This is a genomic window from Capnocytophaga sp. H2931 (genome assembly GCF_002302535.1).
In the GTDB taxonomy this organism is placed as follows: domain Bacteria; phylum Bacteroidota; class Bacteroidia; order Flavobacteriales; family Flavobacteriaceae; genus Capnocytophaga; species Capnocytophaga canis.
Window position 1 is genome coordinate 1,596,765 of the sequence record NZ_CP022381.1, and the last position, 16,560, is coordinate 1,613,324.

At 34.2% G+C, this 16,560-nt stretch carries 15 protein-coding genes and 1 tRNA gene; 11 read left to right on the plus strand and 5 right to left on the minus strand.

Annotation, left to right across the window (positions count from 1 at the left end; all coding sequences use genetic code 11):
* Window positions 1-13: 13 nt before the first annotated feature.
* The 4 genes from CGC52_RS06705 to CGC52_RS06720 form a co-directional block, all read right to left on the minus strand.
* A tRNA-Asn gene (locus CGC52_RS06705) sits at window positions 14-87 on the minus strand.
* Between the two features lie 91 nt (window positions 88-178).
* A complete protein-coding gene (locus CGC52_RS06710; protein WP_095893835.1) occupies window positions 179-1,432 on the minus strand; it encodes a 3-deoxy-D-manno-octulosonic acid transferase in 1,254 nt (417 codons plus the stop codon).
* Window positions 1,433-1,556: 124 nt separating this feature from the next.
* Window positions 1,557-2,507 carry a YihY/virulence factor BrkB family protein gene (locus tag CGC52_RS06715; RefSeq protein ID WP_232745164.1) on the minus strand — a complete coding sequence of 317 codons (951 nt, stop codon included), beginning with the start codon at window positions 2,505-2,507 and terminating at the stop codon, window positions 1,557-1,559.
* Window positions 2,508-2,511: 4 nt separating this feature from the next.
* Complete coding sequence (locus CGC52_RS06720) at window positions 2,512-3,789, minus strand: murein hydrolase activator EnvC (protein ID WP_095893836.1); 1,278 nt, start codon at window positions 3,787-3,789, stop codon at window positions 2,512-2,514.
* Between the two features lie 153 nt (window positions 3,790-3,942).
* Here CGC52_RS06720 and CGC52_RS06725 point away from each other — a divergent pair, with 153 nt between their 5' ends.
* The 11 genes from CGC52_RS06725 (at window position 3,943) to CGC52_RS06780 (ending at window position 15,171) form a co-directional block, all read left to right on the plus strand.
* Window positions 3,943-4,437 (plus strand): LptE family protein, encoded by a 495-nt coding sequence (locus tag CGC52_RS06725; protein ID WP_172914758.1) that lies wholly within the window; start codon window positions 3,943-3,945, stop codon window positions 4,435-4,437.
* Between the two features lie 4 nt (window positions 4,438-4,441).
* Window positions 4,442-5,383, plus strand: coding sequence for a hypothetical protein (locus CGC52_RS06730; RefSeq protein WP_095893839.1), 942 nt, complete (start codon window positions 4,442-4,444; stop codon window positions 5,381-5,383).
* A gap of 3 nt (window positions 5,384-5,386) precedes the next feature.
* Window positions 5,387-5,737 (plus strand): preprotein translocase subunit SecG, encoded by a 351-nt coding sequence (gene secG, locus CGC52_RS06735; RefSeq protein WP_042010518.1) that lies wholly within the window; start codon window positions 5,387-5,389, stop codon window positions 5,735-5,737.
* 209 nt (window positions 5,738-5,946) lie between these two features.
* Window positions 5,947-6,225 (plus strand): co-chaperone GroES, encoded by a 279-nt coding sequence (gene groES, locus CGC52_RS06740; RefSeq protein WP_095893841.1) that lies wholly within the window; start codon window positions 5,947-5,949, stop codon window positions 6,223-6,225.
* A gap of 29 nt (window positions 6,226-6,254) precedes the next feature.
* Window positions 6,255-6,611, plus strand: coding sequence for a four helix bundle protein (locus CGC52_RS06745; protein WP_018278858.1), 357 nt, complete (start codon window positions 6,255-6,257; stop codon window positions 6,609-6,611).
* A 38-nt stretch (window positions 6,612-6,649) separates the two neighbouring features.
* Entirely contained in the window at window positions 6,650-8,287 is a 1,638-nt protein-coding gene (gene groL / locus CGC52_RS06750; RefSeq protein ID WP_042010526.1) for a chaperonin GroEL, read from the plus strand.
* 149 nt (window positions 8,288-8,436) lie between these two features.
* Window positions 8,437-9,441, plus strand: coding sequence for a DNA polymerase III subunit delta (gene holA, locus CGC52_RS06755; RefSeq protein WP_042010528.1), 1,005 nt, complete (start codon window positions 8,437-8,439; stop codon window positions 9,439-9,441).
* Between the two features lie 35 nt (window positions 9,442-9,476).
* Window positions 9,477-11,261, plus strand: a complete 1,785-nt coding sequence (locus tag CGC52_RS06760) for an ABC transporter ATP-binding protein (RefSeq protein ID WP_095893842.1) — start codon at window positions 9,477-9,479, stop codon at window positions 11,259-11,261.
* Window positions 11,262-11,542: 281 nt separating this feature from the next.
* Complete coding sequence (locus CGC52_RS06770; protein WP_095893844.1) at window positions 11,543-12,106, plus strand: Crp/Fnr family transcriptional regulator; 564 nt, start codon at window positions 11,543-11,545, stop codon at window positions 12,104-12,106.
* 146 nt (window positions 12,107-12,252) lie between these two features.
* Entirely contained in the window at window positions 12,253-14,394 is a 2,142-nt protein-coding gene (locus tag CGC52_RS06775) for an ATP-dependent helicase (RefSeq protein ID WP_095894485.1), read from the plus strand.
* Window positions 14,395-14,478: 84 nt separating this feature from the next.
* Window positions 14,479-15,171, plus strand: a complete 693-nt coding sequence (locus CGC52_RS06780; RefSeq protein WP_095893845.1) for an L-2-amino-thiazoline-4-carboxylic acid hydrolase — start codon at window positions 14,479-14,481, stop codon at window positions 15,169-15,171.
* 30 nt (window positions 15,172-15,201) lie between these two features.
* Here CGC52_RS06780 and CGC52_RS06785 read toward each other — a convergent pair whose 3' ends face one another.
* Complete coding sequence (locus tag CGC52_RS06785; protein WP_157909115.1) at window positions 15,202-16,482, minus strand: hypothetical protein; 1,281 nt, start codon at window positions 16,480-16,482, stop codon at window positions 15,202-15,204.
* Between the last annotated feature and the right edge of the window lie 78 nt (window positions 16,483-16,560).

Sequence of the window (16,560 nt, forward strand, 5' to 3'; positions counted from 1 at the left end):
GCTTCTTTATTCGCTCCCCCTACTGGACTTGAACCAGTGACCCTCTGATTAACAGTCAGATGCTCTAACCAACTGAGCTAAGGAGGAATTTGTTTTCATTTCTGATTTGCGATTGCAAAGGTACAACAAATTTTGATTTCTGCAACAAATAATCAAAAAAAATCAATCTTAAAAAGTGTTAATTTTTATAACTATCTGATTTACATATGTTTTTTTTAACGAAATTCATAAACTTTTGAGTTGCTCCACTTTGATTTTGGATATATGTTCTATTAATATTTCCTATCTCAGCTCGTCTAATGGGAGAATCAATTAGTGAGAATAATATTTTTTCGAGTTTTTCACTACTATCTACAGAAATGACTCCACCTTTTTCAACCAATTCTTTAGCTTCATTAAACTTTTCATAATTCTTCCCGATGATGACTGGAATTCCAAACACAGCAGGTTCTAAAACATTATGCAGACCACTGTTGCCCATACCCCCTCCCACATAAGCAATATCTGCATAGCTATACACCTTGGTTAGAATACCCACCGTATCTAGAATATACACTTGAAAATCAGATGTGTTAAAGTCTTTTTTCTCAGAGAACAAAACGCTTTTCAGATGTATTTTTTCTCGTAAAGCATTAATTTTTTCAGTATGTATATCATGAGGTGCTATGATATATTTTATGTTTTCCTTGCCTGAGTTGATTATATCCACATAGATACTTTCGTCCTCTTCCCAAGAGCTACCAAATACCACGCAGAGGGAGTTACCTACAAATTTTTCAATGAAATCCAAGTGATTATCTCGATGTAGAATTTCAGTAACTCGGTCAAATCGTGTATCTCCACTAACTGTAATGTTTTCAAAACCAATCGATTGTAATAATTGTTTTGATTTTTGATTTTGTACAAAAAAATGGCTAAAGCAATGTAGTGCATTGCGCATCATGCCACCGTAAGGCTTGAAAAAAATCTGCTTTTCACGGAATATTCCTGACAATAAGAAAGTAGGTACATTCCTCTTTTTCAGAGTAATAAGATAGTGATACCAGAACTCATATTTCACGAAGACAGCCATCTTGGGCTGTATAATATCTATGAATTTTCTTGTATTCCGAGGTGTGTCCAATGGTAAATAGACAATCACATCAGCTTCAGGACTATTCTTCCGTACTTCATAACCTGAAGGAGAAAAGAAAGTCACCACAACCTTATAATGTTTTCTGAGTTCTTTAATCACAGGCAATCCTTGCTCAAACTCACCAAGAGAGGCAACATGAACCCATACATAATCCTGATTTTTAGCTATTTTTGACTGTAATATGTCAAAAACATCCTTTCTTCCATTGATAAAGAGGCGTATTTTGGGATTAAACAATGCTACTATATGCAAAATAAATCCTAAAAAGTAGATACTTATTGTATATAAAATAACCATGTTTTTTTTAATATTTTACTTTTCCGACTTTGAAAGGCTCATTTCTCCCAAAAGCATCCGATTATAAAAAAAATAAATGCACAGATCAATTGCAGAAGGTAAGATAATCTTCAAGTCATTTCCCTTAGGCTGATTTATTTTTCTCTTTTGCATAGGTAACTTCCTCCGTTTTTATGATTACTCGTACAGAGTAATTGCTTGGCTCAATAGGAGTTCCGTACTGCTCGGAGTAGTTTTTCGTGAAAACAGCTCCAAAATAGAGAATCATTGCTGAGTAATAAACCCAAAGCAACAATACTAAAATTGAACCTGCAGCCCCGTAAACGTCTAATTTAGCTGTATTTACCAAATAATTTCCAATAATGAATTTACCCAACATAAACAAAACAGAAGTGAAAGCTGCGCCGATAAACGTATCTTTCCACTTTAGTTTTCCATCGGGGAGTGTTTTGAATATAAAGCTAAAGATGATTGTCACGATCAAAAATACGATACCAACATTAATTAGTTGAGCAATATAAACCGTATTTTCAGAAAATAATCTAACAAGTTGCCTAGATAGGAGGTCGATGACCGTATTGATAATCAAGCTCACTAATAGTACAAACCCTAAGGCTCCAATCATGGCAAAAGAAAGTAATCGATTGATAATGAATCTGATTATTCCTTTTTTAGGTTTAGCCTTTAGTTCCCAAATATAGTTGATAGAACTTTGAATTTCCGCAAAAACAGCTGATGCGGTAAACAACAGAGTTCCAATACTTACCCAATAAGCAATTTGATTTGACCCATCAAAGTTCATGTTTAATATGACTTCTTGTATTTGCTCTGCCGATTTTTCGCCTACCAAATTGGCTATCTGTAGGAAGAATTCATCCGAAACCTCTCTGGAATCATGAAACAGTCCTACGGAAGAGATTAACAAAATAGCTAATGAGGGCAATGCAAATATGGTAGAATAGGACAGTGATGCACTCAATTTGAGGCAATTATCATCCATGAATTCCATTCCCGAAGTTTTTAATAGTTTAATAAAAGGATTATTAGTAATTCTATTTACAATTCTTTTTATCATTTTCTTACATTTTATGTATCCAAAATTCTGGATTTAAACGAGTTGTATTTTTATAAAGGAAGAATTTCATTTCCGTTTTTCCGTTTTTGTCGGTGAATATTTTTCCTAAAAAATCACGAGCTTTGACTTTATCTCCTTTTTTTACATATACATCAGTTAGGTTATAATAGATGGTTATATAATTTCCGTGTCGTACCTGTACCACTTTATTACTTCCTGGAATAGACTGAATAGCAGACACTTCACCTTCAAAGACTACCCTTGCTTCAGCCCCAGGTTCAGTAGCTATGGTTACCCCATTATTGTAGTGTTTCAAACTTGGGTACACAGGGTCGCTATACTCCCCGAAGCCTTGTGATTTATATCCTTTCACCACAGGCCAAATCAAATTTCCTTTATTAGCCTCAAAACTATCAGCAACTTTTTTTGATTCAGGTGTAAGCATAAAAACCGCGTTTTCTGATGAAGATTTCGCGTTTTTGTTGTTTTTTGCTAATCGCTCTCGCTCTTTTCGGTTTGCTTCGATAATGGCTAGGCGAATTAATCGTTGAATTTCTCGGTCAATTGCATCAGCTTGTTTTTGTTTTTCTCGGATTTGTTTTTCATAATCACGCTCTTTTTTGCGTATGGTTGTTGCTAACTCCTCTAGTTGTTTTTTTTCACCTTTAAGAGTTTGTTGTTCTTGCCGATTTTCCTCCAAAACTACCTTTTTCTCTTGGTGTTGCGAAACCAATTTTTGGTTTACTTCCTTGATTCTTTTCGACTTGTCTTGAATGAGAAAAACCTGTTTCTTCCGATAATCCACATATTGCTTCATGTAGGATAAACGTTTGTATCCCTGCCAAAAGCTTTCCGACGATAATAAAAACATCAATCGATTTTGAGAGGATTTGCTTTTGTACGATTGTTCGATGAGTTTAGCGTATTCTGATTTGTGAAAATCCAAATCTTTTTTGAGTGAGCCCAATTGTTTTTCGTTTTCATCAATTTCTTTCGACAGTAAATTTGCCTGTTGTTGTGTAATTTGAATAAGGCGTGAGCGCATCTGGATTTTTTCATTGGTTTCTTCAATCTGCAAAACGGTCGATTTATGCTGTTTTGCCTGTTGTGAACGCAGTACAGACATCTGTTTTATCTGTTCAATGAGTGCTTTTTTGCGTTCTTCCAACTCTTTCTGTTTATTTTGAGCCGTTCCTCCAGGTGAAAATAAAACGAAAAACAACAAAAAAAACACTTTTTGCAGAAGACGAACAAATAAGGTTGTATGTTTTTGAAGTGACATGGATTTGTATTCAGGAATAATTGTTAGTTGCAAAAATACAACAAAAAGTAAAACAAACACTATGAATCCTTATTTTTTACGCCTATTTTTTGCATTACATCTTGTGTAATTTAAAAAAAAGGTGTACCTTGCGAAACTTATTTAGGTAGATTGATGAAAAAGTTTTTGATATTTGCCCTGTGTCTAACAGCCATGGTTAGCTGTGGAATTTACAATTTTACGGGAGGTAGTACTGGAAACGCGAAAACCTTTCAAGTGAATTTTTTTCGTAATGATGCTCCCATTGTAGAGCCTGGCTTAGATAGGGATTTCACTATTGCACTACAGGATTTGATTAACAATCAGACGAATTTGTCTTTGACCGATCGGAATGCTGATTTGGTTTACGAGGGCGAAATTATTGATTTCAGTATTGCCCCAATGACGGCAACAGCTCAACAAACAGCAGCCCAAAACCGATTGACAATTTCGGTTAATGTGCGTTTCACAAACAACACCGAAGAGAATAAAGATTTTGAAAAACGTTTTTCTCATTACTATGACTATCCAGGGAATAGTCAACTCAGTGCCGTAAAAGGAACAGCCATCCCTGAAATTTTTGAACGTATCACTCAGGATATCTTTAACGCCTCATTAGCAGATTGGTAACGCAATGACTGTCAAAGAGTTTGTTGAAATATTAAAAAATCCGCATACCATTAATGAACGGCAAGCACACGAGTTAGATAACATCGTGCAGGAATATCCATTTTTTCAAGCGGCTCGAATGTTGCAACTAAAGTTGTTGCATACACAAGGAGATTACCGTTATTCCAAAGCACTAAAATTAGCATCGGTTCACGTGTTGGACCGTTCCATTTTATATGATTTTATTCATTCAACAGACAAAAACACTCAAATTCAAGAATTTACAAGGCAATTGTTTGAACGTAGAATTGAGCAGCCACAATCGATAGTTAAGCCCTCACAACAAGAAATTCCGCTGTCTCAACCAGTGATTTTACCACAACAGCCACAGTCAATGAATCCTCCAAAGCGACAAGAAGGATTCTCACATGTGCCGAATTTTATGCCTCAAATTCCAAAAAATGAAAAGCAAGATCAAAATTTTGCAAATCCATTTGGGAAAATGGAAGATTTTAATCCAACCTTCGTCCCCAAGCAAGAGGCTAAAACAACTTCATCTCAAGAAGAACAAAACAAACAAACGGGCAAGCCATTTGAGTCTATTCCTAAGTGGATAGAGCAAATTTCCGAAGAAAACGAGGTTTTGCAACGAGATCATGACAAACAGGTTGAAAATAAGGAAGATAAGATAGCAGAAAAGTTTCGTCTCATTGACAAATTTTTGGAAAACAATCCTAAAATAGAGCCGTCAAAAGATTATGTATCAAACGTGAATTTAGCTGATGAAGTTAAGAGTGATCCACAGCAACTGATGACCGAAACATTAGCTCAGGTTTACGTAAATCAGCGAAAATTTAAGTTAGCAATTCAGGCTTATGAAATATTAATTTTGAAAAATCCAGAAAAAAGTGCTTACTTTGCAGCCCAAATACAAAAAATAAAAAATTTACAACAAAATAATTTATAAAAAATGACAGCATTCAACATTTTTTTAGTTCTTATCGTAGTAGTATGTTTGCTACTTGGATTGGTTATTATGGTTCAAAATCCAAAAGGAGGGGGACTTTCTTCAACATTTGGTGGTAACACACAAGTAGTTGGAGGAGTTAAAAAAACAGGTGACTTTTTAGAGCGTAGTACTTGGACTTTTGCAACGCTTTTGGCAGCTTTGATTTTGATTGCTAACACTTTGTTACAGTCCAAAACAGGAACAGATTCTGATTCAAGATTATTAGACGGAGCTCCGATTGAAAATAACATCTTGAATGCCCCTGCTAACAGCTCAGAGCAACCGGGAACTACTTCTGAAACAGCGAACTAAAAGAAGTATAAAAGTCTTATCTATTTTACAAGCACCTCGCATTTTTGTAAGGTGCTTTTCGGATTTTTCTCAGAATTTAAGGAAGTTGAATAAAATATCAAGAGAGGAATGTTTTGGGCAGTAAACTGACTTTATGTCAGTATATTTTAATTTGGCATACTTTCTGACTTTAAGCAAATAAAATTTAAACACAAAAATAATATAAAAATATGGCAAAAGTAAATATTCGACCGTTGGCTGACCGAGTTGTCATTGAACCAGCGGTAGCTGAGACCACTACGGCATCAGGTATTATCATTCCTGACACTGCAAAAGAAAAACCACAAAAAGGTACTGTGGTTGCGGTAGGAGCAGGAACAAAAGACAATCCTATTACCTTGAAAGTAGGAGATGTAGTCCTTTATGGTAAATATGCAGGAACTGAACTTAAATTAGAAGGGAAAGATTATCTCATTATGAGAGAGAATGATGTGTTAGCTGTTATCTAAGAAGAGCTATAGGCGATAGGCTGTAAGCAATGAGAGAATTCAAAAAATATGATGTTTGGCAATTGAGTCATAAATTAGTATTGGAAGTTTACAAAATCTCTAAGAATTTTCCGAAAGATGAACTATTTAATATAACATCTCAATTGCGCAGAGCTGTTACCTCAATCCCTACAAATATTAGTGAAGGATGTGGAAGAAGTTCTGATAAAGAGTTTTCTCACTTTTTGAACATTGCTCTAGGTTCTGCTTCTGAAGCAGAGTATCTGGTTATTCTTTCAACAGACTTACAATTTATTGATGCAGAAACTTCTGAGAGTTTGCTAAAAAACATCAATCAAATTAAGAGTAAAATCTTCAATTTAAAACAAAAAATCAATCCGCAATAAGTTAGCTTAAAGCTTATTGCATAAAGCAAAGAAATAAAATGGCAAAAGAAATAAAATTTGATATAGAAGCTCGTGAAGGCTTAAAACGTGGCGTTGATGCATTAGCAAACGCAGTAAAAGTTACTTTAGGTCCGAAAGGAAGAAATGTAATTATTAGTAAATCATTTGGTTCTCCTCATATTACCAAAGATGGTGTAACTGTAGCAAAAGAAGTTGAGTTAGAAGATGCTCTTGAAAATATGGGAGCTCAAATGGTAAAAGAAGTCGCTTCAAAAACCAATGATTTGGCTGGTGACGGAACTACTACTGCCACTGTTTTGGCTCAAGCCATCGTTAAAGAAGGTTTGAAAAACGTTGCTGCTGGTGCAAACCCAATGGATTTGAAACGCGGAATTGACAAAGCTGTTACAAAAATCGTTGAGAATTTAGCAAAACAAGCCAAAGAAGTTGGCTCTTCTTCTGAGAAAATTCGTCAAGTAGCATCTATTTCAGCAAACAACGACGATACTATCGGTGAGTTGATTGCTGCTGCTTTCGAAAAAGTAGGAAAAGAAGGTGTTATCACTGTTGAAGAGGCTAAAGGTACTGACACTTACGTAGATGTGGTGGAGGGAATGCAATTCGATAGAGGATATTTATCTCCTTACTTCGTGACAGATTCAGAGAAAATGGTTGCTGAATTGGACAGACCTTACATCTTATTGTACGATAAGAAAATCTCCACAATGAAAGACTTACTTCCTGTGTTAGAGCCTGTTGCTCAATCAGGTAAGCCGTTGTTAATCATTGCAGAAGACATTGACGGAGAGGCTTTAGCTACATTGGTAGTTAATAAATTGAGAGGTACACTTCGCATTGCAGCTGTAAAAGCTCCTGGATTTGGTGACAGAAGAAAAGCAATGTTGGAAGATATCGCTATCTTAACAGGAGGAACAGTTATCGCTGAAGAAAGAGGATTTACTCTTGAAAATGCAACTATCGATATGCTTGGTACAGCAGAAAAAGTTTCTATCGACAAGGATAATACAACTGTTGTAAATGGAGCTGGTGATGCTGAACAAATAAAAGCTCGTGTAAATCAGATTAAAGCTCAAATTGAAGTAACAACTTCTGATTATGACCGTGAAAAATTGCAAGAGCGTTTAGCAAAACTTTCTGGAGGTGTAGCTGTTCTTTACGTTGGTGCTGCTTCGGAAGTAGAGATGAAAGAGAAAAAAGACCGCGTTGATGATGCTCTTCACGCAACTCGTGCTGCTGTTGAAGAAGGTATCGTAGCTGGTGGAGGAATTGCTTTACTTCGTGCAAAATCTGTTTTAGCAAAACTTAAACCTGTGAATGCAGATGAAGCAACAGGAATCCAAATAGTAGCAAAATCATTGGAAGCTCCATTGAGAACGATTGTGGAAAATGCCGGTGTTGAAGGTTCAGTAGTTGTAGCTAAAGTGACGGAATCATCGCGTGACACATTTGGATATAATGCCAAAACAGATCAATACGCTGATATGTTCAAAGCTGGAATCATTGATCCTAAAAAAGTAACTCGTGTAGCTTTGGAAAATGCAGCTTCTGTAGCAGGAATGATTTTAACAACTGAATGTGCTTTGGTTGATATAAAAGATGAGAAAGCAGGAGCAGGAATGCCACCAATGGGCGGAGGAATGCCTGGAATGATGTAATCATCAGTTTGAAAGAATAATAAAAAAGGCTAACAACTTTTGTTTGTTGGCCTTTTTGTTTTGTTAGAAGTCTAATATACATTTTTAGAAATCAGCGAGGGTTTGCGAAGAAGTTTTCACTATCTTTGCACTCTACTATTTATCTACAAATGAAAGAATCTAAATCCATTATCGCAAATATAAAAAAAGGACAGATTGCCCCTATTTATTTCCTAATGGGAGATGAGCCCTATTTCATCGATGAAATTGCTAACTATATCGAAAACAACGTACTATCGGAAGATGAAAAGGGATTTAATCAAATGATACTCTATGGGCAAGATGTGTCGGTAAGCGATATTGTGAATAATGCCAAACGCTTCCCAATGATGGCTTCTCATCAGGTAATAATAGTTAAAGAAGCTCAAAATTTAGGGAATTCTATTGAAGATTTGGTTCCTTATGTTGAGAATTGTACACCTACTACGGTTTTAGTAATGTGCTACAAGTACAAAACTTTGGATAAACGCAAAAAACTTGTTAAGAGTTTAGCAAAAAACGGTGTGCTTCTTGAGAGTAAAAAACTTTATGAAAAAGACGTAATTCCTTGGATTTCAGAAGTGTTAAAAGAAAAAAAATACACAATACAACCCAAAGCAACTCAAATGTTGGTGGAATTTTTAGGAACCGATTTGAGTCGTATAGCTAATGAATTGGATAAGTTAGCTATCATTGTACCACAAAACTCAGAAATTACTCCTGAGATAATTGAAAAAAATATAGGAATCAGTAAGGATTTTAACAATTTTGAACTTCGTAGAGCTTTAGGTGAGCGTGATGAGTTGAAAACCATGCGTATTATTAACTACTTTGCTGATAATCCGAAAGATAACCCAATTGTGGTTACACTTGGAACACTCTATACTTTTTTTCAAGAATTACTAGCTTATCACGGACTTACGGATCAATCTGACCAAAATGTGGCAAAGGTTCTCGGTAAAAACCCATATTTTGTGAAAGAATATCACATTGCTGCTCGGAACTATCCAATGAAAACTGTCAGTGGAATCATTGAAAAGTTGCGAGAAATTGATATGAAAAGTAAAGGAGTTGGTTCGGTAAACATGTCACAATCTGATTTACTTAAAGAGCTTGTAATCAAAATTTTAAGATAACTTATTTAATATGATTTCTTAAATGAAGTAAGAAAATGTCAAAAATACATCAAAATAATAAACAAACTTTAATACAATTATATCAATTCGTAAAACCTTACCGTCTTACGTTTTTTCTTGTAGCTCTTTTTGCCATAATGGCATCAATACTTTCTGCTGCCCAACCGTATATGATAAAAATAGCTATTGATGACTATATTACGGCTAAAAATTATGAAGGGTTGTTGGTTGTTACTTATATTTTATTAGGACTACTACTTTTAGAGGTGTTCATTCAGTTTTTATTTTCTTATTTTGCTAATTGGACAGGACAATCCGTTATTCGTGATATTCGTAAAAAATTGTTTGCTCACTTGCTGGGTTTCAAAATGAAATACTATGATAAATCATCGGTAGGAGTGTTGGTTACTCGTACGGTGAATGACACGGAACGTATCGGTGAGGTTTTTAGCTCAGGGTTGTTTGAAATTGTGAGTGATCTGCTGAAAATGGTAGTGATTTCAGTAGTTATGTTTGTGATTGATTGGCGATTAGCACTCATATCTTTTGTTACAATGCCTTTCATTTTATACATGACACGTTGGTTTCAAAAATCGATGAAATCAGCCTTTGTGGAAGTGCGGAAAGAGGTGGCAAATCTGAATTCGTTCGTGCAGGAACGTATTTCAGGAATCAAAATATTGCAATTATTTTCCCAAGAAGGAGTCGAGTTAGACAAGTTCAAAGCCATCAACGAAAAACATAAAAAAGCGTGGTTACGAACCATTTGGTACAACTCTATTTTCTTTCCTGTTGGGGATTTGGCGGTATCCGTAACCATTGCGTTAATTGTATGGTATGGAGGTTATAACGCTGTTACTGAACGTACTTTTGATTTAGGGACTATTTTCTTATTCATTCAACTGACACAGATGCTTTTTCGTCCGTTGCGACATATTGCCGATAAGTTTAATACTTTGCAGATGGGAATCATAGCATCGCAACGTGTGTTTGCAATTTTGGAATCGACACAAGACAGTGAAGTTAATGGTACTACAATTCTTACAGAAGTTAAAGGGCAAATACGTTTTGAAGATGTATACTTTGAATATGTTGAAGGAGAGGAAATTTTGCATGGAATCAGTTTTGAGGTGCAACAAGGTGAAACCATTGCTATCGTCGGGGCTACGGGAGCAGGTAAAAGTACGATTATCAATCTGTTAAATCGATTTTATGATATTAAAGCAGGGGCAATCTATATTGACAATACAAACATAAAGGATGTTCAGTTAACATCGTTGCGTAGTCATATTGCAGTCGTACTACAAGATGTACTGCTATTTGCGGACAGTATTTTGAACAATATTACCCTCGGAAATACGAATATCACGGAAGCAGAAGTAATCGAAGCTGCAAAGAGCATTGGAGTACACGATTTCTTTATGCAATTGCCAAACGGTTACCACTATAACGTCAAAGAACGAGGTACCATGCTTTCGGCAGGACAGCGACAACTCATCGCTTTTCTTCGTGCCTATGTAAATAAACCTCAGATACTTATCCTTGATGAAGCCACCTCATCCGTCGATTCACATTCCGAAAGACTGATACAGGAAGCCACAGAAAAAATCACTCAAGGACGTACTTCCATCATCATCGCTCACCGATTAACAACAGTGAAAAAAGCAGACAAAATCATTGTACTCGATAAAGGAAAAATTGTAGAAATGGGTAAACATGACGAACTTTTGAAACTCGAAAACGGATACTACCGAAATTTGTACGAGGTACAGTTTCGCGATGCCCCAATAGAGAGTCAAAAGAGAAACTTTTTGCATTAGTTCGCTCACAAAATATCCGATTTTCAAACTCCCTTCTTTCACAAGATAAATATGCGTGTCTTTCGTATCGGGAGTTTTTAAAAACACTCCTCTTGGGATAACGATTTCCTTTCCCAAGGAAAAGTTTTCCGTAAAAATCGTATGGAGATTCATTTTTCGATTAGCTTTTTTTTGCAAAGGTATCAAGTTTCGAATGGTTTTGGAATCAAGAGATTAAATATTTCAGTATCTAACAAAAACACTTTACTTTTGCTGAAACCTCAATATCACAGATGATAACAATGGAAAAATTTATCAATTATATACAAGCCTTAGTTCCAAACTGCTCCGTAGTCCCCTCGGATTTGGAAGATTTTTTCTCTTTAAAATCGTTGGCGAAAGGCGAAATTTTATTATCAAAGGGAAGTATTTGCAAACATTATTATTTTGTTAATCAAGGGGTTTTGAAAATTTATTATTTTAATGATTTGGGAGAAGAACGCACGAGTTGGGTGGCTTTTGAAGGCTATTTTTTCACGGAATTGGAAAGTTTTATAAAAGGTACACCCTCTCGATACGAAATCATCGCTACCGAAACCACCGAAGTTTTGCAAATCCACAAAGCACACATTGATTTACTGATTGAAAAATACGATTGGTTTGCTAAGTTTCTATTTTACAACCAACAAGAAACGATTTTAAACCTAACGAAAATCATAGAATTGTTCCAAAACCAATCCGCCAAAGACCGTTACAAAGCTCTTTTCTCACACCCCGATTTTATTCAAAAAGTAAAACAAAAAGACCTTGCCTCAATGCTCGGAATGAGTAAATATTCGATGAGTAGGGTGAGGAAGGAGCGGTGAGATGATGAGTGAATAGATTTTTTTGATTTTTCAAAAAAAATATTTATTTCAGCAATTATTTTTCAATGTAAACAATGTACAACCTTTTTTATATTTTTGCAAAAAATAGGAATTGTCTTTATTTAACCACCAAAAAACAAAATATAATGAAGCCAAAAGTTGATTTAAGTGCATTGAATGATAAGCAGAAAGAAGCTGTAATTAGTGATGAAAAACGCCTATTAGTATTAGCTGGAGCAGGTTCAGGAAAAACAAAAACCCTCTTGCAAAAACTTATTTATCTTATAGAAGAAAAAGGAGTAAACCCTTCGAATATTCTCGCTATTACCTTTACCAAAAATGCTACTAACGAAATGATAGACAGACTTATTATCTGTGCTGATGAAAGTGGCGAGTACGAAAAACAACTTTTTGACAAACGAAAAACTCTTGCTGAAAAAGATAAAGAACGATTTCTACAACAAAAAAAATATCCTTGGATTGATAGACTCACTATAAAAACTTTTCATAGTTTCTGCTATACTGTAATGAGAAACTGGGGAGTTAAGGAATTTGATAATAAATTTAAAATCATCGGTGATGAAAAACAGAACAACGATGAAGGATTCTCACATACAACAGCACCAGAATCCGCTTTTGAAATAGCACATAAATTAGTAATAGAACAATGTGAAAATGCGGAATATTTATTAAAACTAAAACGATATATACTTGATTATCTTGTTGATAAGATCCATTTAAAAGAGATTGACTCTAATCACATTCCAAAATACGAAAAATTTTTTACATCGCTCAATGGCACCAAAGTAAGCTCAAAATCAGAGCAATTCATAGCAGATTGGCTCTATCGGCATAATATCAAATTTGAATATGAACCTACTATAAATGTAAAGGATTTTTCTTTCAACCCTGATTTTTACATTCCTGCGGCTAATTTATACATAGAGCATATTTCCAACAAAAGCTATCCGATGAAAGACAAAGAAGAGCAATTTAAAAAAGGTAAGCTCCTCTATGTTAAAACTTTTGAGCCAATGACCCAAGATTCTGCCTTATTTAATCACACTCTTGATAAAATTGTAAAAAATCGACTTCCTATTGATTATAATAAAACCATTTCGGTTAATTTTAAGGAAGAATTTTATGGATATATGGAGGAAGTAAAAGACTTTGTACAACAGGTTTTGCGTATAACCGATATGATAAAGGTTGAAAATATTGATATTGACTCCGTTTTAGAGAATGCAAAAGGCGACCAGCACGAGCGAGTTCGGGAGTTTTACGAATTGGCAATTCCTATCGTAAAAAGATATAATGAATATTGTACCGATAAATCTTTTCTTGATTTTAATGACCTGATATTAAGAACAATTTCTTTACTGAAAAAGAATGAAGATATCATAGCCAAATTTCAGAATCAGTATCAATATATTTTGGTAGATGAATTTCAAGATGTAAATAATCTACAAGTAGAACTCATCAAATTATTACTTACTGAAAATACTCAACTATTTTGTGTAGGAGATGACTGGCAGAGCATTTATGGTTTTAGAGGTTCTAATATAAGCTATATCATTGAATTTGAAAAACATTTTGAGAATGCAAAAACCATAAAACTTAATCTAAATTACAGAAGTACTCAAAATATTGTAGGAGCAAGTAATGAAGTCATCAAACATAATAAATTCAAAGTAGATAAAGATGTCCAAGCCTCTAAAAAATCTGAACACAAAATAGTAGTTTTTGCAGGAAATACAGAAGAAGAAAATATCAGTTTCTGTTTTGAAAAAGTAAAAGAACTTTTAGAAGAAGGTATGACTAATGATGATATTTTATTCCTATACCGAAGAAACAAGATGTTCTCTCCTTATTTCTATCATTTTAAAGATAATAAAATATATGTTCAGGGTAAAACCATACACGCCTCCAAGGGATTAGAAGCCAAAGTAGTTTTTATTATTGGACTTACCGAAGGTAATGGTGGTTTTCCAGATATATGGCTTGAAGACAGAATTTTTCAAGTTATCAAAAAAGCCAATCACGACCTCTTGATGGAAGAAGAAAGACGGTTATTTTATGTTGCTTTAACAAGAGCAAAAGATAAATTATTTCTAATTACTCAAAAAGGTAATGAGTCCAGTTTTTTGAAAGAAATTCCAGATTCTTATACCGTACAGACTACCAATCCTCTCAAACAAGTGGTTGATAAAATTATTTTGTGTGATAAATGTTTTAGTCAGTTAGAAAAAATGTATGCTTATTGTCCTTATTGCGGAAATAAAGTGTAGATAAATTAATTGTAATTAATTGTCATTTCGCAACTTTTTTCACTCACCAACCCCATACTTTTGCCGTAGGACAAAATTTATTTTATGGCAAGTAAAAATACACATTATCAGAAAGATAGCCTCTCACCTTACGAAGTTTTTCAGTGGATACAAAATGAGGCGTTTCGGCATATCAAAAAACAAAATTGGTTAGAAAAATCCGTTTTTGAGCAGTTTGAAAACATCTTTAAAATCCGATTTTCCGAAAATTTTCAAAAAGTAAAATCATTTGTAAACAATGATTTAGATAAAGGAAATGTGTCCTTTGCGGTTTTAGTTGTTTCGCTGTACGAAGCTTTTTTGGAAGTTGGGATTTGCCAAAAAACTGCCCTGCGATGGGTGGAAGAAAGAATCAACGCTCCCACTTACGATTTCGTGGTTGAAGGAACGGAAAAAATGCTCGACAATGCCGAAAATCCGTTTGCATCTTTGGTGCAGTCGTCAAAAATGAGAGAACAAACCTACTTTGGAAGCAGTTTTAACTTTGAACGCCCCATTGATGATGAATTTGGTTATGTTTTACACATCAAAAAATGTCTTTTTCATCAAACTTTACAACGCTTAGAGCGAACCGCCCTCCAACCGATTATTTGTCGTATTGATTTAGGTTGGATTAACGGTATAAAGCCCGAAAAACACGGCATAAGGTTCGTACGCCCTGTAACTTTCGCTTCGGGAAAGGTTTGTCAAATGTGGTTCGTACGGGAAGAAAAATCACCTGTCAGCACAAATTTCTAAAAAGTATTTAATATATTGATTTTATTGCTGTTATGTTTTAGTCGAAAATGAGTGTTTTTCAAATGTGCCTTTCAAAAAATCCTCGAAATAAATCAATCCTGTTTCATCAATTATCTGTGTCAACTGCTTTCTGATTTTATGGCGTTTTGTGTTGTTATTTTGAGGACAAAACCCAAAAGCCAATAGAAGATATTGAATCGTAAAATATTTTTTGAAATCAAAATTTAATTTATTTACATCGATGGTTTGAAATATTTTTTTTGACTCCGTATAATTTTCCTGATAAAATAAGGTCAAACTTTTTACTATTTTACCTGCTTCTTCATACCCATTTTCCCATAAAATACTTGGCGATTCTTTAAAAACATATTTTTCTTGAATACGATGCGACAAATGATGAAAACCATATATGTTTAGCATATCCGAGATAAAGAAAACAAATATTTTGTAGTCGTCAATTTCAAATTTTAGATTTCGATGGATTTGTACAAAATTTAGGATTTCTCTTTCTAATTGCGAGACTTTTTCATCATCTCCTAATGTATCATAATAATGAAGTAAAGCACTCAAAGACCTCGCTTCCAAAGACCAAATAACACCGTATTTGTCTCTGATTTTTGGCAAAAGATTCTCGATTTGATTAGCAAAATACTTATAATCATTGTTTTGCATAGTTAAAACGCATCTCATAAATTGGATATTTGCATAAAATAAATGATAATGTAACTCTTTTGCATTTCTGATAAAAAGGTTTAATCCTCTAAAATACCATTCCTTTGCAAGATTGTCATACATTGGGTGATACGATATAATATACTTTAAGATTACCTCATTTTTATTCATTACTTTTGAAAATTCCTCAAAAATAGGCGGATTTGTCAGCACAAACGACGCAAAACTTTGGCTCAATTTATTATGCCAATAAACGGAATCATCAAGAGGATTATCGTATTTGTTTATATTTTGCCAATTAGCTAAAAAAGAAAAATTATAGGTGTCTGTATGTTTATTTCGTATATTTTCGGTAAAAGTACTAAAATCATTAAATCCTATATAACGACAAAGTATATTTTTTGATTGCAACGAAACTTTATTTTTACTTTCAATTAACCTCCAAAATCTTCTAATTGTCTGATAACTAATATATTCATTAATCTCTGTACTTATCTGAGCCGAAAGTTGTTCGCAATCAAATTTATCATCAATTGTTTTTCCAAATATTTTTTCTACTTCTTTTTGTAGAATTAGGTCTAATTCCAAATCTTGCATTAATTCATTAGTTTTGATTTTGCAAAGGTATTCAATTAACATTGAAAGGAATATCATTGTACCGAATTGTACCCAAAAAGAACAAAATTGAGATTTATTTTTGCATATAATTTAAAAACA